This window comes from Microbulbifer maximicatervae (SeqCode) (genome assembly GCF_052467305.1).
Genome location: NZ_CP174306.1, coordinates 2,894,300 through 2,913,108, shown reverse-complemented (window position 1 = coordinate 2,913,108; position 18,809 = coordinate 2,894,300). Strand labels below are relative to the sequence as shown.

18 protein-coding genes and 2 tRNA genes are annotated in these 18,809 nt (G+C 46.5%); 5 read left to right on the top strand and 15 right to left on the bottom strand.

The window, feature by feature from the left end; genetic code table 11:
• Window positions 1-302 precede the first annotated feature (302 nt).
• The 6 genes from ACJJI4_RS12745 to ACJJI4_RS12720 form a co-directional block, all read right to left on the bottom strand.
• On the bottom strand, window positions 303-833 hold the full coding sequence (locus ACJJI4_RS12745) for a hypothetical protein (RefSeq protein ID WP_444925387.1): 531 nt from the start codon (window positions 831-833) through the stop codon (window positions 303-305).
• 11 nt (window positions 834-844) lie between these two features.
• The gene (locus tag ACJJI4_RS12740; protein WP_413662626.1) at window positions 845-1,159 is read right to left on the bottom strand and encodes a hypothetical protein; all 315 of its coding nucleotides are present in this window, start codon (window positions 1,157-1,159) and stop codon (window positions 845-847) included.
• A gap of 157 nt (window positions 1,160-1,316) precedes the next feature.
• A complete protein-coding gene (locus ACJJI4_RS12735) occupies window positions 1,317-2,300 on the bottom strand; it encodes a right-handed parallel beta-helix repeat-containing protein (protein WP_444925386.1) in 984 nt (327 codons plus the stop codon).
• A gap of 119 nt (window positions 2,301-2,419) precedes the next feature.
• A tRNA-Arg gene (locus tag ACJJI4_RS12730) sits at window positions 2,420-2,496 on the bottom strand.
• 190 nt (window positions 2,497-2,686) lie between these two features.
• Complete coding sequence (locus tag ACJJI4_RS12725) at window positions 2,687-3,211, bottom strand: hypothetical protein (RefSeq protein ID WP_444925385.1); 525 nt, start codon at window positions 3,209-3,211, stop codon at window positions 2,687-2,689.
• A 64-nt stretch (window positions 3,212-3,275) separates the two neighbouring features.
• Window positions 3,276-4,073 (bottom strand): potassium channel family protein, encoded by a 798-nt coding sequence (locus ACJJI4_RS12720; RefSeq protein ID WP_444925384.1) that lies wholly within the window; start codon window positions 4,071-4,073, stop codon window positions 3,276-3,278.
• Window positions 4,074-4,841: 768 nt separating this feature from the next.
• Here ACJJI4_RS12720 and ACJJI4_RS12715 point away from each other — a divergent pair.
• Together ACJJI4_RS12715 and ACJJI4_RS12710 are read left to right on the top strand one after the other, a co-directional pair.
• Window positions 4,842-5,738, top strand: a complete 897-nt coding sequence (locus ACJJI4_RS12715; RefSeq protein WP_444925383.1) for an SDR family NAD(P)-dependent oxidoreductase — start codon at window positions 4,842-4,844, stop codon at window positions 5,736-5,738.
• 126 nt (window positions 5,739-5,864) lie between these two features.
• On the top strand, window positions 5,865-6,503 hold the full coding sequence (locus ACJJI4_RS12710; protein ID WP_444925382.1) for a TetR/AcrR family transcriptional regulator: 639 nt from the start codon (window positions 5,865-5,867) through the stop codon (window positions 6,501-6,503).
• A 357-nt stretch (window positions 6,504-6,860) separates the two neighbouring features.
• Here the strand turns inward: ACJJI4_RS12710 and ACJJI4_RS12705 are convergent.
• The 8 genes from ACJJI4_RS12705 to ACJJI4_RS12670 all read right to left on the bottom strand — a co-directional run bounded on the left by ACJJI4_RS12705 (window position 6,861) and on the right by ACJJI4_RS12670 (window position 13,940).
• Window positions 6,861-6,937, bottom strand: a tRNA-Arg gene (locus ACJJI4_RS12705).
• Window positions 6,938-7,187: 250 nt separating this feature from the next.
• Entirely contained in the window at window positions 7,188-7,862 is a 675-nt protein-coding gene (locus ACJJI4_RS12700; protein ID WP_444925381.1) for an outer membrane beta-barrel protein, read from the bottom strand.
• A gap of 208 nt (window positions 7,863-8,070) precedes the next feature.
• Window positions 8,071-8,571, bottom strand: coding sequence for a DUF1993 family protein (locus ACJJI4_RS12695; protein WP_444925380.1), 501 nt, complete (start codon window positions 8,569-8,571; stop codon window positions 8,071-8,073).
• 60 nt (window positions 8,572-8,631) lie between these two features.
• On the bottom strand, window positions 8,632-10,851 hold the full coding sequence (locus ACJJI4_RS12690) for an ATP-dependent helicase (RefSeq protein WP_444925379.1): 2,220 nt from the start codon (window positions 10,849-10,851) through the stop codon (window positions 8,632-8,634).
• 66 nt (window positions 10,852-10,917) lie between these two features.
• Window positions 10,918-12,648 (bottom strand): SulP family inorganic anion transporter, encoded by a 1,731-nt coding sequence (locus ACJJI4_RS12685; RefSeq protein ID WP_444925378.1) that lies wholly within the window; start codon window positions 12,646-12,648, stop codon window positions 10,918-10,920.
• A 95-nt stretch (window positions 12,649-12,743) separates the two neighbouring features.
• Window positions 12,744-13,181, bottom strand: coding sequence for a DUF6691 family protein (locus ACJJI4_RS12680; protein ID WP_444925377.1), 438 nt, complete (start codon window positions 13,179-13,181; stop codon window positions 12,744-12,746).
• A complete protein-coding gene (locus ACJJI4_RS12675; protein ID WP_444925376.1) occupies window positions 13,178-13,621 on the bottom strand; it encodes a YeeE/YedE family protein in 444 nt (147 codons plus the stop codon). The genes ACJJI4_RS12680 and ACJJI4_RS12675 overlap by 4 nt, the downstream gene beginning before the upstream one ends.
• Window positions 13,622-13,625: 4 nt before the next feature.
• Window positions 13,626-13,940, bottom strand: coding sequence for an ArsR/SmtB family transcription factor (locus tag ACJJI4_RS12670; RefSeq protein ID WP_282932131.1), 315 nt, complete (start codon window positions 13,938-13,940; stop codon window positions 13,626-13,628).
• Between the two features lie 92 nt (window positions 13,941-14,032).
• Here ACJJI4_RS12670 and ACJJI4_RS12665 point away from each other — a divergent pair, with 92 nt between their 5' ends.
• The 3 genes from ACJJI4_RS12665 (at window position 14,033) to ACJJI4_RS12655 (ending at window position 17,205) form a co-directional block, all read left to right on the top strand.
• On the top strand, window positions 14,033-14,911 hold the full coding sequence (locus ACJJI4_RS12665; protein ID WP_444925375.1) for an MBL fold metallo-hydrolase: 879 nt from the start codon (window positions 14,033-14,035) through the stop codon (window positions 14,909-14,911).
• 55 nt (window positions 14,912-14,966) lie between these two features.
• Entirely contained in the window at window positions 14,967-15,380 is a 414-nt protein-coding gene (locus tag ACJJI4_RS12660) for a protein tyrosine phosphatase family protein (protein ID WP_444925374.1), read from the top strand.
• A 91-nt stretch (window positions 15,381-15,471) separates the two neighbouring features.
• Window positions 15,472-17,205, top strand: a complete 1,734-nt coding sequence (locus ACJJI4_RS12655) for a SulP family inorganic anion transporter (protein ID WP_444925373.1) — start codon at window positions 15,472-15,474, stop codon at window positions 17,203-17,205.
• 49 nt (window positions 17,206-17,254) lie between these two features.
• Here the strand turns inward: ACJJI4_RS12655 and ACJJI4_RS12650 are convergent, their stop codons facing one another.
• Entirely contained in the window at window positions 17,255-18,496 is a 1,242-nt protein-coding gene (locus tag ACJJI4_RS12650) for a patatin-like phospholipase family protein (protein WP_444925372.1), read from the bottom strand.
• Between the last annotated feature and the right edge of the window lie 313 nt (window positions 18,497-18,809).

The window sequence follows — 18,809 nt, the reverse complement described above, 5'->3', positions numbered from 1 at the left end:
TATTTAGTTAAATATCAATAGTTTGATGCTGGATGGAGTGCTGTCCTAATTTGGGATATTAAACATTCCAAAAAATAAGTGTATTTCTGTATTAACCCATTAATTTTTCAGTACTTTTTGCTTGACTGAAAATTCCGTCTTTAGTGATTTTTTACGCATAGAATCTTGAGTGTCCACAGAGTCCAGCCTTATTGGCTGACTCCCAGCAGGATTGATATCAGCGTTTGGCGTACTGGTTGGTATCAGAGTTAGCCCTTGCCATGCAAATAGCCAAAAAGCTCTCGGTGGCTGAAAAGAGGGGCTCAGCAAGGGGAGGAATGCTTTTTAAAGGTATTGAGCAGGGTTTTGGCTTCTTTAAGGCTTAGCAAGTGTGCCCTGAATGAATTGGCTCCGGCATTTACTCCCAGAGAGATCAATTTCATCACTACATTGAACGCGAGTTCTGATTTTAGGTAGGGGGTAAATGCCAGAAAGGCATTAAATATAGACTGATGAACTCTGTTTAGTAACTCTTGTATATCTGGATTGCTAGTTGATATCTTCTCGGCCTTTTTCTCAAAGGCTTTTAGCTGATTGACATACTCTGAAAATAACCTGAGATTAAACACAACCGTTCTGTGCTCTTTATAGCCGGCAATGATAGTACTGAGTGCATCATTGATCTTGCGTAAGGCTATGTAATCATTTCTTGATAGGTCGGCATAAGAATCGGAGAGATAGCTGATCGTATCTCTCCGCAGCTGACAAAACTCAAATAAGTGTTGATCATGCTTCTTTACTTCCAGAAGCTGATACATTTTCGCGAAAATGAAGACAAGAGCAATTGCCGGCAATAGATAGAGCACTACTCAAACTCCTTTTCATTAATTGGCTTCTTGGGCGCGTTTTTCCTAGTGGGAGGCGAATAAGAGAAGGCGTTGTCCATCAACTTTAAAAACCTGTCCCTATATTCTTTATTATCTGCTGCAAGCCGGTCAATTTCAACTTGTCGGTCCTTCAGGCGCCCACTGTACATCCAGAAGAGGAGGTAATGCGCAAAGATGAAAAATATGACAAAGAGGCCATTCTTAAGCCCCACATTCTGTACGAACTGAAGTATATCTTTGAGGATATCAGTCATGTAGTCCCTTACTTCTGATTTTGACAGCTCCTCATGCATTTTTAACTATTGAGACTCTTGATTCAACTTGGTTTAACTTTGAACAGTAATTTTGGTACTTGAGTCTTATTTGCTTCTGTTTAAATCCCGGATATAGCCTTCGTGAGACTGGAGGTGTCCGGCTTTGCAGCGCAAGCCACTTCTCTAGTTTGGGCAGTTAGTCTAAGCATGTGGGGTCTGAAGTAGTGAACTGGTTTCCACTCCAATGATTTCTTTCATTGCAGTCGGGGTCAAAGGGATCTGCGAGGTCAAATTGCTGATTGCCGCTTAGGGTATTTCCGGTAATCCGGTTGTTTAAGCTGTTCGAGTCGGTAACGATAATACCGCCATTGCTTGGTAGTACCGAGAGCCCATTATTGGATACCGTGTTGCTTGCAATCGAATTGCTTGAGCCGCCACTTAGATTAATGCCCACCTGCCCATTATCCGCCACATTGTTACTTGCTATGTTGTTGAAATTACCGTTTATCAGGATTCCAGCTTCACCGTTATTCTCAATGATGCTGTTAGATACAAATGTGAAGTTGCCGTCAATCTCGAAGCCGTCCTCGCTAAACCCAGAAACGGTAGTAAAGGAGATATTGTTATAGTCTCCCAGGATTTCAATGCCTTCGTCTCCGCCTCCTAGTACCGTACTGCGACTAATGGTGTTGTAATCGCCAAAAACCTCAATACCATCAGAGATGGTTGAAGTAGCAGGACCTGTAATATCGACGTTGGTGATGGTATTGCCGTTGCCGAATAGCAAAATTGCATTTCTTACAGCGCTATTTATTTCCATATTGGAGATGGAGTGGAAGCCTGAGCTGGAGGTGATGACACCATTGGTGCAATTGGTTAGTTGGCCGTTGCTGAGATATGCTGCGGTGCCCTGGAGGTCTATTGCGTAGAAATCTGTTTGGGTTGGGTCCAACGATACGCAGCTAAGCTCAAACGCCGCCATATTCAGGCTCCCTGATGGGCCTACAATGGTGAGTGCTACAGGATTGGCGATACTCAACTCGCAATTCAGGTCCCGAGATAGAGTGGTGGGCTCAGATATAGTGTCGCCGCATTCAATGGCCAGTGCAGCCGTAGATAGGGTAAAGACTGCAGCTAACAAACCTAGCTGCTTAAGTACATTCAGAGTCGTGATATCCATGGCGCTAACCCCTGAAAACTTCTCCTTGTTTCCATAATCCAAAGCCTAGCTGTGCTTTGGTGTTGAGGTTGTCGCAATAAAAAAGGGGCTTACGTCAAAAAACGTAAGCCCCTTGAAAATGGCGCGCTCGGGAGGATTCGAACCTCCGACCGCCTGGTTCGTAGCCAGGTACTCTATCCAGCTGAGCTACGAGCGCGTCGAGGAGGCGCACAATATAGATTGGCGTAGGTAGAGTCAAGCATTTTTTTCATATGAAGCACTTTTTTGGTGTTTGGTGACCGTAAAACTTGTTTGTCTGTTTCTGCTTTCGCACAAAGGGATTTGGCTCAGGAGCCGTGGGTAGGGCTTTCTAGAGGTTATAAGAGGCTTTTGAGGCTCTACGGCGACTACTGACTGATCGTTCCGCTATTGCTTGTTTCCAGCTGGGTCACATTGGCAAGTTGTGAGGTTCCACTTTGGTTAGCTGTGAGGCTGTTCAGGGTCCCGTTTTGAAGGGATGTTAAAGTGTGGTTCATTCCGCTCTGAGTCGACATTACAGAGTTCTCCATGCCGCTTTGGGTGGTCCATGAGCTAATTTGTGAGCCTGTCTGAAACAGTGTTTGTGAATTTTGCATGCCTTGCTGGCTTATATTTAATTGGCTAAAGGAACTATTGGATTGATTGGCTGACACGGTATTTAGCTCACCAACTTGATCTCCAATAGCAAAATTATTACCGCCTGCACTCTGACCAAGGCTGAATATATTTCCAGTGCCAAATTGTGTAGAGCTGGCAAAATCAGAAATGCTTAAGCTGTGAGATATTCCACTCTCATTTTGATCCCCGATTTGTAAAATTTGAACGGTACCCAGTGAGCTTTCAATCTGTATAGATACTCCGACATTGTTAGTGCCATCCTGAGTCATATTCATGAAATTATCGGTGCTATCTATTTGGGTGAGCAAGGTAGTATTAGAATCGCCTTTTGGTGGTCTGTTAGCCTTGGCTAACGTGTGACTCTAGTGAATTGATATAACCCAAATATATGTCACGGTCACGCCTGCCTCCATTTGCATCGACTCCTGCCATAATGTCATTGATTAGATTGAATAGAGTTTCTGATAATGTCTCTGATGCTTCACTCACAGCTTCAAGTCGGACAGACTGGCTTATATGGGTGTAGAAGAAGTCCAATAGCCTTGTATCGTGGAGGTTTATCGTTGAGCAAGCCAGTTCTATTTGTCGGGCATATATTTTGTATTCCGTCATGACCATTGCTCTGAACTTGTAGTCATGAGGGAGGGCTTCCTTAAGGATATTTGCATTTCTATTATTGTTGTTCTCCAAATATTCTCTAAAACCCATCATGTCATAGGATGCTGGGGCTTGTTCTTTGTGGGTTATAGTGCTGATAGCCGCGGCACAAAAGTCGGCCATATGAACTCGAAAATAATGGTATGCATTTTTTAATTGTTCGACTCTTTTTTCTTGTCTTAATTTTTCTTGTCGGTTTGATTGGTATTTTGTAAATTCATTCAAAAGTAACCCAAATGTTGCAATTCCCGTCAGTGTTTCAATGGAGGTTAGTAGATAGCCGAGTTCATTGATAGGGTGAATTTCTCCATAGCCCAAAGTTGTAATTGTTACAATGCTGAAGTAGATGCTTTTTGTGAAGTCGAGATTTTCATTTATACAGGAGTCACATCTACTATATATGGCAGCAAAGATGAAGATTACTGAAAAATAGCCGACAAGTATTTTTTTCCATGTCAGAAAAGATAGGAAACGTGTCATGTTCTGTGTTCATTAACTATAAGCGATATAATTTATGCCTGCATCATTCCTTTTGGGGTAATTACGATCGCGCCTGCAAGTGTAAAAGGGGACTGCTTACAATCAGCCAGTATTAATTATGGTGACTGTTTTGATCTTACGTTTCTATTAGCATAGTAACGTTAGCTAAGTTGTGAATTATTGAGTCGATACTACAAGGTGTATTGCTTATCGGTTGGTGGTGATGTTGAGAGCATCATTTACATTCATGAGTTGATGTGGAAGAGGTGGGTTATATCATCGAGAAGCTCGCCCCACAATTTTTCTAACACCTAAAACTGCCTGTACACGAGGGGGTATAATTATTGCCCTTCCGAAGAGGGTCCATGCGTAATGTTAATGCATCTAATAATGGCTTCCCGTTGGCTATTTATCCACTGGGGTTCGCCCACTTAATTGTTGCTAGTGGAAACTCAGTTAAAATCTAGTACTTACCTAATCGCTGACTCTCTTCTTGGGAAAGAGAAACTGGCTCAGCCCCTGCTTGTATTAACTTATCTGCATCACCGGCAATTTATGCTTCTGGCAGTGAACTGCCAATTCCATCACTAGCGTCCAACAATGGGCTCAGAGTAAGGAATGCTTTTTAGAAGTTCCTGTTTCGCGGCCCGGCGGAAGACATCAGCTCTGATATTGACAACAGACCGCTAGTCTCTTACCGTAAAGACCATCGGTTCCTTATTTGAGGTCGGTCCATTGTATTTGAGCCAGCTAGGCGGGAGAGTAGTTATGGGTGGTTTAACCGGTGTTCCTAGAACAGATTTTCATTGGAAAGCTTCACCAGGCAAAAAAGAAGCACTTCTTGGTAAGCGAATTGCGATTATCGGTGGTACAAAGGGCATCGGACGCGCAGTGGCCCGACAGTTAGCGGCCTATGGTGCAGAGGTTACTGTCGTCGGCCGGACTTTTGCGGACCAGGATATTAAGCAGATAAGATTCATACCGGCAGACTTGTCGAGTCTCAAGAAATCCCTTGAAGTAGCTGATCAATTGCTAGAACAGCCGCCAGAGATTTGCTTGCTGACCACAGGTATTGTGGCAGCAAAAACTAGACAAGAAACTAGTGAGGGAATTGAGACTGATCTTGCTGTTAGCTACCTTTGCCGGTATGTGATAGTCAAGAGATTGGTAGAAAAGTACCCCTCTATTGAAAGGGAAATAAAACCTCGTTTTTTTATTATGGGTTTTCCTGGCGCTGATATGATGGGTAATGTTGATGACTTTAACTCAGAGTTGGCTTACAAGGGGATGCAGGCTCATTCCAACACGGTTGCTGGTAATGAAGCATTGGTTCTACATAGTGCAAAAAGCTATCCTCAAGCTGGATTTTATGGATTGAATCCAGGGCTTATAAAAACAACAATCCGCTCTCCGGTTCTTGGCGGTGGAATATTTTCCAAAATAGTTGAGGGTATAATTGGACTGCTATTTCCTAGTGCTGACCAATATGCAGAAAAATTGTTGGCATTATTGAATTCTCCTGTCTTGGAAAATTACTCTGGGGCAATATTTAATCGCCATCTAAATCCGATTCAGCCGAGTAAAAATCTGCAGGATGAGGAAAGTGTAGATAGGATAATATCAGAATCGGAAAAGCTATGTGAACCTATACTACGATTTACTTGAGTCTCCAAATGGGTGGCTCAGGTTATAGATGTCTAATCCTTTTGGATTGAATTTCATTATTTCTTTGCTGGCGGCTCGATTGGTTTCGTTTTAAAATCTGTATGACCAGACCGGATGTTATGAAGCATGAAATTCCAAAGAGCCAGAAGTGAAGCTCAAATAGAGCAGCGACAGCAAAATATCCTAAAAACTGCACGGGAACTGTGTATTGAGTTTGGTGTTTTGAAGTGGTCTCTTAACGAGCTTGGGCGTCGAAGTAGTGTTACTAAATCAAACCTCTACCGCTATTTTGGCAGTCGCGAAGAGGTGCTTATGCACCTGTTTGCTATTGAGTTGGAGAGTCTTACCTGTAGTCTGGAGCAGCTCATGGGAGAGGGGCGATCTAATGTTGAGTCAGTTAGTAAAGTAATAGCGGCTCAATATGGAGAGCGCCCTTTATTTTGCGAGTTGCTCAGTATTTCTGCTTCTATTCTTGAGCATAACATTGATGTTGAGTGTAATCGGCAATTTAAACAGTCGATGCAGAAAACGATACTTAGGCATGCCAATGCACTTAAGGTATCACTGGAATGGATTAGTGATGACAGGGCATTTTGGGTTGCCAGAGTAATTTTTACATTCACTGCGGGGCTCTGGCCGGTAGCTAATTCAATGTTGCCTTTGAGTCGGCCGCAAGAAACTTCACGCCTCGATAACGATTTCGAGAATCAATTGTATGAATTTGTCTCGTTGCTGCTTAGTGGTTGCAGAGCTGAGGCACGATAACTAGAGGAAGGTATTACAGGTTTCTTTTTAGTTGTTGTGGGAATTCAAGTGTTGTGTTTGGCTGGCTTTCACTTTAATGGAAAATAGCCTTTGCGGGGGGTGATAATTATGCAGAAATTCGATGGTGATTTAGTGTGGTGACTGTTGATGAGGGTGGCCTGTAAAGATGCTGGGCAAAGGTGAAGATGTCAGTTGCCTGGTATGGTAATGATGGGTGCTTGCCGACTCCGGGAGAATTGATGGCAGTCAGGCTGATTAAGATGTGAGCGTAGTGCCGGCGGAGGCTTAAACATGTGGGTTTTTCGGCGATATAATAAAAAAGGGCCTACGCCGTTAAGCATAAGCCCTTTGTTTGTATGGCGCGCTCGGGAGGATTCGAACCTCCGACCGCCTGGTTCGTAGCCAGGTACTCTATCCAGCTGAGCTACGAGCGCGTTACGGATGCGGATATTATAGATGCCCCTGGTGCAAGTCAACCTAAAGAATAAAAAAATCCTTAAAAATCATTATGTTGGCTAAAGATTAGGCATTTTGGGGGTATTTAGTGCAAGCCGAGATTTCTTGGTTGCCGATTGGCTCCCGGCTACCTCTAGGTGGCCCAGAGGCATTTGATTGTTTTTAACTTTAGTGAGCGAAGGGAGCTGCAGCTGCTTTCTCTGTAGCCCCTCCTGTTTGCAAGGTGGATTAGAAGCGGGCTTCCAGTGATAGGTCAAACCCGTTAACGGCTACAATGTCGTTATCGATTGTCTTCCACTGAAGCTTTCCTGAGAACTTATCGGTAAAGTCATAGGTAGCACCAAGGCCGTATGTTAGATCCACATCTTTTTCACTGTACCTCTCAATTGGAGATATGAGTGACCACCAAGTGGATACAGGTCTGAACTCACTGTCGACCCTGGTGTAGGAAATACCAAGATTCGCACTCAAGGTCAGTTTTTCGAGAACGGGGTAGTGAGCGACACCGCTCAACTGAAAACTGCTGATCTCAAGTGTTTCGTCATCCGCGATGTAGGCATGTTTGTACTCTCCTTCCCATTCGTCATAATAGTTAACCGAGGCGATATATTCGTCATAGGCACTGCCAAAATTGCTGTATGCAGCTTCTACAGAGAAGTGCGGGTTAAATTTATATCCGAGATAAATATTTAAAGAATTTGTTTGATCGCCAAAGCGCTGGCCATCAAGGTAATGATCAGACTGAGCCTTCTGGCCATCAAGGTAATGATCAGACTGAGCCTTCTGGCCATCAAGGTCATGGTAGCCTAGGCCAAACCCGATATAGAAAGGGTTCTCTTCTGCTAAAGAGGCATTAGAGATTGTTAGAGCTAAGGGGACTAATAATAGTTTAGAGATTTTCATACTGGTTATTTCCATTTCATGAAAAATGTTCGCGTGAATATTTAGTTGTGTCGCGTTTATATTTTTTCTGATAGAGCTGGTCAAGTGACTTTAAGTGATATAGATTTTTTAAATTTGAACTTTAGTATTATAGTAATAATTGCGGTTTGTATTGAGGTGCATTTTTAATGCTGTGAGGGGTAAGGTTTAGTGGAGTATTTTGATGATTTCAAATAAAGCCAAATCCAATCGGATAACTATGAAATCCATCAAAATCGCCCTTGCTAAGGGTTACACCGCAGTGGCGTGCAATTGCATATACCATGCTTATATGGAATAGTAAGTTTGGAAGTATATATTGATGGATATATTGATGGATATATTGAGGTTGTGGGAGATCTACGGTTGTAAAACCCGCTTTATCATTGATTCTTCTACTGCTGTCCAGATCGGTTACTTCGGGTAAAGAATCTAAATAGCTTAGTGTTTTCTGGATGGTTCTCAGAATACCCTCCTTTGTACTGCCATCTTCTTCAAATGCCACAGTTTTTTGGTCAACGAGCGGGCAGTATCCACGAAGAGAAAAATTGGCCGCAATTTTTGCATTCTCGGCTAAGCTGAACATATCTGGTGCCAGCTGCTTGTGAAATATTTCATGCGGAATTTTAGTCACAATTGAAAGCAGTTGGGAAAGATGATTATGAAGAAGGCTCTTGATAGATATTTGCATTAGGTAACCTGATAATAGCGGAGCGAATTATTTTTTTGGTACGCACGTTCCTAGGTGTTGCTACATCAGGTATTGTGACAAAATTTCCCAATCAAACCGTCGAGCTTTTCCATCGCTAAATAAAACCTCGATACGCTTGTCCTCCCATCCCAAAACCCTTCCATAGCCAAGTTTTCGATGCCGCAGCCCCTCTCCGGGTTCTGGTTTTCGCATTGGTGCCCTGGGTGCGCTGATATTGGGGTTGTAATCACAAGCTTCTAAATAGTGGAGCGCTTGGCGTGAAACCGGCACATCAGTGTCGATTTTTTCCGGGCGCTCCTTAAGGGAGTCTGCCATCAATTTACTTAAAGGAAGCTGCATTTCATTAATAAATAATGAAGGCTGCGAAGCCTCTGGATCATTCCTTTTGGAGTCTTCTGTAGGGGCTAACAAGAAGAGTCTTGACTTGGCGCGGGTCATCGCCACGTACATTAAGCGGCGTTCGCTCTCCAGTGACGCGGGTGTGCTGAAGTCCCGTTGGGGCTGATAGGGCATATTGTGCTGGGTGAGGGTGGGGATAATCACTTGTTCCCACTCCAAACCTTTAGCCTGGTGCATAGTCGTTATCTGTATGGCATCCGCTTCAGTTTGTTCACCCTCCCGGTGCTGGCGTTGAAGCTCTTGTAGATGTGCCAGGGCTTCAGCGGGCGGCTGCTTCAGTGTGTCCAGGTATTTGCAGAAAGCGAGGATGGTTTGCTGCCTCTCCTCCCCTTGTTGGCGGGTGAAGGCGTCATCTGCGATTCCGCTGAGAAGTTCCAGTTCACCGATATGGCGACGCAGTAGCTCTCCAGCGTGACCGCGCCAGCTCTCGATCTGGGTAAGCAGGTCTGCCCGTTGGCGCAAGCGTTTGGTCTGGGGCTTGCTCAGGTTTTCAGGTAGTAGGGCAATTAGCTTCTTGCCCCAGCCTTTGTCCAGCGCTGCCAGAGAAGAACAGATGGGCTCCAGGACTTTGCGCGGAATACGCACATGGGGAGAGGTCAGCCATTCGTAAAGTCCCTGCTGGCGACGCTTGGGTGGAAGTTCGGCGAATCGACCGGAGGCAATATTTAAACTCCAAAATAAGGGGCGGAGCTCTCGGCGCGAAAGAACAGTGTTGCGGCTTGCTGAACGGTAGGGAATATTATTGGCTAGCAGTGCCAGTTCAATAGGAGCGGCGATAGACCACAGCCGCACCAATACGGCGACATCCCTGAGTGACTGGCCTTGCTTTTGGCATCGGCGCAGGTGCTCCACAAGCCAGCGCCCCTCCTTATCGGTTTTTACCAACTCGATTTCTGTTTGCTGATCTTCATTGGCTGAAACACAGAATATATCGGCGCGATCGCGATTGTTCTCAATAAAGTGGTTGGCGGCCAGGGATAATTGGTGGCCATAACGGAAAGTGCGACTCAGGTGATAAATATTCGAGGGGGGAAAATCCCCATCGAAAAATGTGAGCAGGAAATCCGGTTTGGAGCCTCGCCATTCGTAAATTGTTTGGTCTGGGTCGCCAATCGCGATGACGTTGCCAGATTTTCCGTAGAGAACTCGCAATAAAAAGTGTTGTATCTCATTGATATCCTGGTATTCATCCACCAGGATATCTTCGTAATAACTACCGTACTGCTCGGCCATTTCCTCATCCATGCTGAGCAGCATGGCTGGGTCATAAATCAGATCGGCGTAGGTAACCGCATTTTGGCTGCGACGCCAAGCTTCAAAAGTGCGAAATACCTGTAAGAAATACATATATTCATCGCCGAGCTTCAGTTCCTGAAATGCGCTGAGATCTCCCGAGAGAATCGTTTTGGTGTAGTCGATAAAAAATTCAGCGGCCTCAATCTCAGATTGCTTCCGTGCTCTAATCTCTTCGAGTTCGTGGGTAGGCGCGCACTCTTCAATAGCCTTCCAGATTTGTAATTGGATTGTGGATTGAGGCAGGGGGGATAGGTTGGCGGCAGCGATATGGTCATTGGCGATCATGCGTTGGTATAAACGATATCCAACACTGTGAAAGGTATGTACCGCTGGTATCGAGCCTGCAGCCAACTGCCGTAAGCGACGGTCGAAGTCCTCCCGAGCACTGCGGTTGTACATTAATACCAGCAGTCGTTCGGGGGCGATACCTGCATCAAGTCGGTTCTTTATGTAGTGCAACAGAGCGGTGGTTTTGCCGGAGCCGGCAACGGCAATGATCTTAGCGTGACCACCGGCGTGATCTGCAATTGCCTGCTGTTCAGAGGTAAGGTTATTTCCGCCCATCGCGCTCTTTGCTCAAATACTGGATATTTTGCCAGTGTTTGATGCTGTCTTACAAGTCGCGCTATCTTATTCGGATGGTTTGCCGCTATCGGAGATTTGATGGTGGCGCAGGGCAAGCTCAGCGATGTAGGGGGAGAGGAATACGCGGCCGCTCAATTCCTGCAGTAGCTTGGAGTGGCCCAGGCGATCCAGTACAGCCCCCTTTACCTCAGCCAGATGCAGCTGGATATTCCGACTCTGTAAATCCCGGTTTACTTGTAACAGACGCTCTATCGCTGTGCTGTCGATCCGGTTAACAGACGATAAGATCAGCACCATATGGCGGGTATTGCGATGTCGCTTTATCTCTACAAAAAGTCGCTCCTCAATCGCATTGATGTTGCTAAAAAACAGGTTCTCATCAATACGCAGGAACAAAATCTCAGAGTCGGTTTTCACCGTATGGCGAAGTACATTGCGGAATTGCTCAGTACCCGGTACACGCCCCACGACAGCGATATGTGGCCGGCTGGCTCGCCAGATCAATGTGGCGAATGAGAGCCCGACGCCCAGGGCAATCCCGGTTTCCACGCCAAAAAACACTACCCCGAGAAATGTGCCGGCCATAGCCAGTCCATCGGTGCGATCGTAGCGCCAGTGGTGGGCCATTCCCTGGAAGTTGATCAGGTTTGCGGCTGCAACAATGATGGTGGCAGCTAGCACGCAGATTGGCAGTTCGGTAAAGACTTTGGTGGCATACAGAAGTAGCAGGGCTATTAGCACTGCGGCTATCACGCCGCTGAGAGGGGTTTTTGCTCCACTCTCATCGTTAACGGCCGTTCGTGCAAAGCTGCCGGTTACCGCAAACCCTCCTGAAAATGCGCTGAGTAGGTTGGAGGCGCCCAGCCCCCGCAGTTCCGCATTAGTGTTGAGCTTCTCGCCGCGCCGCTGGGCGATAGAGTGGGCAATAGATAAGCTTTCGACAAAGCCGAGCAGGGCAATAATCAGGGCGGGCAAAAGCAGTTTGTAAATCAGCCCCGGGTTAATAGAGGGGATACTTAGGTGCGGTAGGCCAGCGGGAATAACTCCCACAACGGGTAATTCTTTCTCCCAGTGAAAAATAGTGGTAAGCACAATGGCAATCACCACGATAAGCATGGGCGCCAACCGAGAAAGCAATTTGGATCGTGCTGGGCCGACCCCGATTTTCCTGAGCAGGAAGGGCAAACCTAGACGGGCGGCAATTAAGCTGGCCAGTGCAATGAGCCCCAGCAGAGCTGCTTCCCGATCGGTTTCGGGCAGGTGGTTAAAGGTGCTGATCAATATTTCGAGAACCGTATCGCCATTGCTTGATATTCCCAACAAAGGGGCAATCTGCCCGGCAATGATCAGCAGTGCCGCACCGGAGACAAAACCGTCGACAACCGGAAGGCTCAAGAGGTTGGCGAGGCTGCCGAGGCCAAGAAACCCCATTAATAGCAGGATTGCTCCACTCAAGAGTGCTAATAATATGGCGCCAGAAATGTACTCGGGACTTCCCGGTGAGGCTATGGGGGTGAGAGCTGAAGCGGTCATTAGGGCGAGCACGGCCACCGGGCCGACGGACAGCACTGAGCTGGAGCCAAACAGTGCGTATCCTATTAAAGGGAGCAGCCCAGCGTAGAGCCCTAGATAAGGGGGTAGGCCGGCAAGTGCGGCATAGGCGAGGGCCTGTGGGATCAGCATCATGCTGGCCAGGAGGGCGGCAACACTATCTCCCACCAGCCACTTGGGCTGGTAGCGTCGAAGCCATGGAGGGATTAGGTGGAGTAGCCGCATCCTTACACTTGTTTCCGCTCTCTTCCTGCCGCAATTGTGTGAACTGCTCAAACAAGATAGACGGCGGCTGCCTCACCGTTGTGCTTGGGCGCAAGTTACTCCACTGCGGCAGTGCGCTTGATCCCGAAGAGTTGGAATATCCCCATACCCGTGAGCATGGCGAGCGTAAAAATTACCGCTTTTAGCTCTCCCGCCCCGGTAGCGACAATCGCCGGTCCGGGACAAAATCCCGCCAATCCCCAGCCGGCGCCAAATAGAAGGCTGCCCAATACCAATCGGCGATCAACCCGGTTACTTGCCGGCAGGTGAAGCGGTTGCTTCCAGATAGACTGTCCCCGCCGCCTGATGAAATGGAATAGTGGCAGGCCCACAGCGATAGCGCCAAACATCACCAGTCCCAGAGAGGGGTCCCAGGTGCCGGCTAGATCGAGAAAGCCCAGGACTTTTTCCGGGTTGGCCATATCGGAGAGCAATAGTCCCAGGCCGAAAGTGAGCCCGGCCAAAAGTGCACTGATATTGGTTTTCATCATCATTGCCCCAGCTGGCTGATTAGGAGGTGTCGCATTAGAAACACTGTTGCGAAGCCCGCAGCCATAAATATCAGGGTGGCGGTTAGCGAGCGAGTGGAGAGTCGGGACAAGCCGCAAACACCATGGCCACTGGTACAACCGGAAGCCATCCGCGTGCCCAGGCCCACCAGTAATCCCGCTGCAATTAAGGTGGGATAACCTGCCTGGATATCAATGTCGGGCACTGTTGCAAAGATTTTCCAGGCAAGAGGGCTTATCAATAGCCCCCCGATAAAGGCCAGGCGCCACAGGGAACCTTGGATTTGGTCAAGCAGTCCGCCAATGATGCCGGAGATACCTGCGATACGACCGTTGAAGGCGAGTAAAGCGGCACTGGCGAGGCCAATCAGCAGCCCCCCGGCGAGTGCAGTGCCCGGGGTGAAAGCGGTCCAATCGATGGTCATGGGATTACTCCGCACAGTAGAGCTGGTAAAGGGTTTGCAGCAGGGCGAGTACTCGCGGGTCTGCAACCCGGTAGAAGACGTTTTTTCCTTCGCGGCGTGTTTCGACCAGGCCTTCGCGACGGAGGACACCCAGTTGTTGGGACAGGCTTGGCTGATGAATACCCAGGCGCTCTTCCAATTCGCCTACATTTAACTCTTCCTGGCTGAGCTGACATAGAAGTAGTAAGCGGTCCTGATTGGCCAGGGAGCGCAGCATCGCTGCCGCCTGGCCAGCGGAATCGCGCATTTTGTTGAGATCGAGATGTTCAGTATCAGGCATAGGAACTAAATCAATTTACACAATTACAATATATTGTTTTATATAATATCACATTGTATATTGTTGGTGTAGTGAATACGGGAGAGCAGAAGATGGCTCATGAAGAACACTGTGCCCGGGTACAGCCGTTCCTGGATCGGGATACAGAAACCTGGAGCTATGTGGTGTACGACAGGGAAGGGGGTTCCGCCGCTATTGTGGACTCTGTGCTGAATTTTGATTCAGCCTCGGGTCGCACCAGTAGCCGAGGTGCTGAGGAGCTGGTGTCATTTATTCAAGAGAAAGACCTGACTCTGGAGTGGATACTGGAGACTCATGCCCATGCTGACCACTTATCAGCGGCACCGTTTTTACGCCAGCAATTGGGTGGACGTATCGGGATCGGTGAACACATTTGCCAGGTGCAGAAAATCTTCCGCGATGTATTTAACCTTGAGCGGGAGTTCCTGGCAGATGGTAGTCAGTTTGATCATCTCTTTAAGGATGGTGAAACTTTCCAGGTTGGTAAGCTGACAGCGAAAGTGATTTACAGTCCCGGCCACACCCCCGCAGATATGGCCTGGCTAATCGGCGATGCGCTTTTTGTTGGCGATACCTTATTTATGCCGGATGTTGGCAGTGCGCGATGTGACTTCCCCGGCGGCGATGCGTCAGAGCTGTATCGCTCAGTGCGTAAGATCTTGTCCCTTCCCGACCAAACCCGCATGTTTATGTGTCACGACTACCCGCCTAAAGGTAAGCGGGGCTATCAGTGTGAGACCAGCGTGGGAGAGCAACGCAGGGAGAATATTCATTTGCGCGATGGGGTTGCCGAGGAGGATTTTGTCACGGTGCGCCGCAAGCGCGATGCCACTTTATCTGTGCCGCGGCTGATAGTACCGTCTGTGCAGGTGAATATTCGTGCGGGGCAAATGCCCCCGGCAGAATCGAATGGTACGGTTTATTTGAAAGTACCGCTTAATCAGCTTTAGACGAAATTATTGATCGATATATTTATTCAGTTGAATGCATAGAACTGAGGTGACAATGAATATTAAACAATTAGATGAACAGGTGAGCGTTTCTGAGCATATAGCCTGTGAAAGTATGGTGCCATTGGCTCAGAGTGGGGTACAAGTTGTAGTATGCAATTGCCCGGAAGGTGAGAGTGAAACTCACCCTTCCTATGTGGATATGGAGCAGGCCGCATTAGCGGTGGGCATTAAATTTGTGGCTATACCTTTTACTCGCGGACGTATGATGCGAAATCACTGCGAGGCATTTCGTGATGTTTTGCTGGAAGGAGACAAAGTGCACGCGTTTTGCCGGACGGGAAATCGTTCCAGCCAGGTATGGGCCGGTGCCAAGGTCCTGATGGGGGCAGATAAAAAGCAGCTCAATTCCCAGGCCCAGGCCGCAGGATTTGATATTGGCGCTGTGCTGATATCGATTGAACCCTAGCTCTAAAGTGCAGCACTTTCGGTGCTGCAATTCAAACCCTTCTTTTAAGGCGATAGAACTCAGGCCGTAAGGCCAGAGCGGAAAACAGATCATGGCGATGCAGCATCTCACCAGATGGTTTCCCATTCTGGCTACTATTCACTCCTATAATCGGCAGCTGCTAGCCCAGGACCTACTGGCGGCTTCAATTGTTACCGTGCTCCTTATTCCCCAGTCCCTTGCTTACGCTTTGCTTGCCGGATTGCCACCTGAGGTGGGCCTCTATGCGAGTATTGTTCCGCTGCTAGTCTATGGCCTGTTAGGCAGCAGTCGAACACTATCCGTAGGACCTGTAGCGGTAATCTCCTTAATGAGCGCCGCTGCTCTTGGAAAGGTAACAGCGAGCGGTGAGGTGGACTACCTCACTGCAGCAGCGATATTGGCGCTCTTATCTGGAGGAATTCTCACAGTATTAGGTATATTAAAGTTAGGTTTTCTCGCTAACTTTTTATCACACCCGGTAATCTCCGGCTTTATAACTGCCTCTGCATTATTAATTGCACTTAATCAGGTTACCCAATTGCTGGGGCTATCGGTCCATGGAGATACAATATTAGAGCTGTTGCCTGGCTTGTTTGAAAACTTGGGTGGCTATAATCAGTTGACCTTGTTAGTCGGTTTGGGGGTGGTGCTATTTCTATACCTATCTAGAGCTTGTGCGGCAAAACTATTGCAAAGATTAGGAATCACAGCTGATACCGCTAATCTTCTGTCTAAGCCATCCCCCGCAGTAGCAGTGCTGATAACCGTGTACTTCTCATATACTTTTAACCTTGAAGCATGGGGAGTAGCCCTTGTTGGCAGTGTTCCTTCGGGGCTGCCTCAATTTACCTTGCCAAAGCTGTCGGTTTCCCTATTTGAGTCACTTGCGTTACCTGCGCTAATGATTGCTATCATCGGCTATGTAGAATCTATATCCGTGGCAAAGACTTTAGCCGCAAAACGTAGACAAAGAATTGATTCCAACCAAGAACTGGTGGCTTTGGGGTTGGCGAATGTTGGGGCAGGTTTTTCTGGTGGGTTTCCGGTAAGTGGTGGCTTCTCACGCTCAGTTGTAAATGCTGACGCGGGAGCACAAACACAGTTTGCCAGCCTATTTACCGCAATAGGTATTGGATTCACGGCTCTTTTTCTAACGTCACCACTATATTTTCTTCCGAAAGCTACTCTCGCTGCCACTATTATTGTTGCAGTACTTTCACTGGTAGATTTTTCTATCTTGCGTAAAACTTGGCAATTTTCAAAGGCGGATTTTCTTGCTGTAGCGGTGACAATCTTCGTTACTCTATTATTTGGCGTTGAGTCGGGCGTGCTCTGTGGAGTGGGTGCATCGCTATTATTATTCATTTGGCGCGCATCAAAGCCTCATATTGCAGAGGTAGGATTAATCGAAGGCACTGAGCATTTCCGCAATATAGATCGACACCCAGTTAAAACTGCTTCTGAGATTCTTACTTTTAGAGTAGATGGCCGTCTGATGTTCTCTAATATAAGTACATTGGAAGAGCGTATTTATACCCGTCTAGCAAGTAATTCCAAGGTCAAGAATATTATATTGATGTGTAGTGCCGTTAATGAAATTGATTGGAGTGCCTTGGAAGTACTGGAAAGTATAAACAGTATCTTACTTAATAGAGGTGTTCGACTTCATCTTTCTGAAGTTAAAGGTCCGGTGATGGATCGTTTGGAGAAAAGTAGCTTTTTACAAAAGCTCTCTGGCGAAGTATTTTTAAGCCAGTACCAGGCATTTGTAAATATACAGGTGAGTCAAGGAGGTAACACATAGATGCCTGGAAACCTTCTAGGTTTCCCCATGTTGATTTAAGAGTCACCTGTCAAGACTTATCACTTGAATTTTTAATGCTCTCACTTTTTAAATGGTCGACGATTAGATCGATTTGGGCCTGATTGTCTTTGATTAGTTGGTCTGAATAGTCCTTTAACTTTGGGAGCTTCTTATGCTCAAATATGCCGATAAAAGGCTCTCGAATTTCGATATTTAGATAGTCGTATTCTATCCTCCCTTCTTCAGATAAAGACTTTGCAATTTCCAGTGTATGGAGCTGGTGTGTATCCATTGAGCGCTGCATATTTGTTAATGCATCTCGAAACCAGTTTATTTGTCCCCAGTTTTTCAATGTGTCGTAGTTTGTTGTTGAGCTAAGGAGTCGAGGGCTGCCAGCACCTAATACCAGGATGTAATAATTTTTATCGGGAAATTCGTTGATAACATCTCGAAGAATCATACTGGCCGGGTTGTTCATAGCTATAGCTGCATCTGCAAACACACATTGGGATTCGTTTTCCGACTCTGCAAATTCAGGCTCACAATGCTGGATACTTTCATCTTCTGAATAATTGAATACGACAGGCGGAAAAGCAGTTTCAGCACTTACCGCAGCTGTCATTAATTGATAAAGCCGATCGGTGGGGAGATAATTAACCGTCTCACCTTTGTTCTTGAAAAGATGTATCTGTCCGTCCTTTAAGTTTAAAGAAGGAATGATTACGTAGTTCTCAAGTTCAGTAAAGTTAAGGTCTTTAGTATAATGTTTTTCCATTACCTCATGTAATCGGCTGCCAAAATAAGAGGGTGAAAACAGACCGCCTGCGGTTAGGAGCTTGTGATACCAAGGGGGAGAGAAAAGGTAGTTTACTTCGTTCTCATAGATATCAACCAGATAGTCGAGATGGGATAGCTTTTGCCCGTTTCTGCTGGGAATAGCTTCATCGGGAATATTGAGGCCTGTTGCGATAATTGCTCCAGTGGAAACCCCTGAAAAAACGTCGAATACCTGATCAAGGGGTTTTCCCAATTTATCTTCAATGTACTGCAATACATGTAGAGGAATTAAGCCTCTGACTCCTCCGCCTGCTACGACGAGGATATTAATCGTGTCTTTTTGCTGGAGATAATCGGTATTGTGAGTAAGATCATAGGTGACCGACTCTCGGGGGAATGTGGTTGTTTGCGTAAAAAAATTGTTATAAACGTAGGCGAAAAAAGCATAACCAACAGCAATATACACAAGTGCAATAATAGTCTTTTTGAAAGAGGCGTTGAACTTACTTGCCATGTTGTACCCAAAACCATCTATTCCTTATGGGTTTTGCCTTTTAAAAGACAAACCCCCAAAAGTATATTAACTTTTATTTTATATCTTCAAAGACTGAATGGTAATAAATCAAAATCTATAAGCAATATAGTAAGGAGTTTACGCGGAGCTTAAGTAGAAAGTGTAATTGTTCTAGATGGTAGTGGTGACTTGTCTCGAAATCCGACGCTGGTAAGCTCCGCCTTTCTATTGATATAGCATATGCAATGATATCTAGCGGAAGTAATGCAGCTAGATTATGTATCTTGGTTTTTGAAATTAATGTGTTTGGGTT

What these genes read in the sequence shown, in the direction of transcription:
- ACJJI4_RS12715 (WP_444925383.1), top strand. Translation starts at nt 4,842, where the DNA reads ATGGGTGGTTTAACCGGTGTTCCTAGAACAGATTTTCATTGGAAAGCT.
- ACJJI4_RS12710 (WP_444925382.1), top strand. Translation starts at nt 5,865, where the DNA reads ATGAAATTCCAAAGAGCCAGAAGTGAAGCTCAAATAGAGCAGCGACAG.
- ACJJI4_RS12655 (WP_444925373.1), top strand. Translation starts at nt 15,472, where the DNA reads ATGGCGATGCAGCATCTCACCAGATGGTTTCCCATTCTGGCTACTATT.
- ACJJI4_RS12690 (WP_444925379.1), bottom strand. Translation starts at nt 10,851, where the DNA reads ATGGGCGGAAATAACCTTACCTCTGAACAGCAGGCAATTGCAGATCAC.
- ACJJI4_RS12700 (WP_444925381.1), bottom strand. Translation starts at nt 7,862, where the DNA reads ATGAAAATCTCTAAACTATTATTAGTCCCCTTAGCTCTAACAATCTCT.
- ACJJI4_RS12680 (WP_444925377.1), bottom strand. Translation starts at nt 13,181, where the DNA reads ATGATGATGAAAACCAATATCAGTGCACTTTTGGCCGGGCTCACTTTC.
- ACJJI4_RS12665 (WP_444925375.1), top strand. Translation starts at nt 14,033, where the DNA reads ATGGCTCATGAAGAACACTGTGCCCGGGTACAGCCGTTCCTGGATCGG.
- ACJJI4_RS12740 (WP_413662626.1), bottom strand. Translation starts at nt 1,159, where the DNA reads ATGCATGAGGAGCTGTCAAAATCAGAAGTAAGGGACTACATGACTGAT.
- ACJJI4_RS12720 (WP_444925384.1), bottom strand. Translation starts at nt 4,073, where the DNA reads ATGACACGTTTCCTATCTTTTCTGACATGGAAAAAAATACTTGTCGGC.
- ACJJI4_RS12725 (WP_444925385.1), bottom strand. Translation starts at nt 3,211, where the DNA reads ATGAATATGACTCAGGATGGCACTAACAATGTCGGAGTATCTATACAG.
- ACJJI4_RS12685 (WP_444925378.1), bottom strand. Translation starts at nt 12,648, where the DNA reads ATGCGGCTACTCCACCTAATCCCTCCATGGCTTCGACGCTACCAGCCC.
- ACJJI4_RS12675 (WP_444925376.1), bottom strand. Translation starts at nt 13,621, where the DNA reads ATGACCATCGATTGGACCGCTTTCACCCCGGGCACTGCACTCGCCGGG.
- ACJJI4_RS12735 (WP_444925386.1), bottom strand. Translation starts at nt 2,300, where the DNA reads ATGGATATCACGACTCTGAATGTACTTAAGCAGCTAGGTTTGTTAGCT.
- ACJJI4_RS12695 (WP_444925380.1), bottom strand. Translation starts at nt 8,571, where the DNA reads ATGCAAATATCTATCAAGAGCCTTCTTCATAATCATCTTTCCCAACTG.
- ACJJI4_RS12650 (WP_444925372.1), bottom strand. Translation starts at nt 18,496, where the DNA reads ATGGCAAGTAAGTTCAACGCCTCTTTCAAAAAGACTATTATTGCACTT.
- ACJJI4_RS12670 (WP_282932131.1), bottom strand. Translation starts at nt 13,940, where the DNA reads ATGCCTGATACTGAACATCTCGATCTCAACAAAATGCGCGATTCCGCT.
- ACJJI4_RS12660 (WP_444925374.1), top strand. Translation starts at nt 14,967, where the DNA reads ATGAATATTAAACAATTAGATGAACAGGTGAGCGTTTCTGAGCATATA.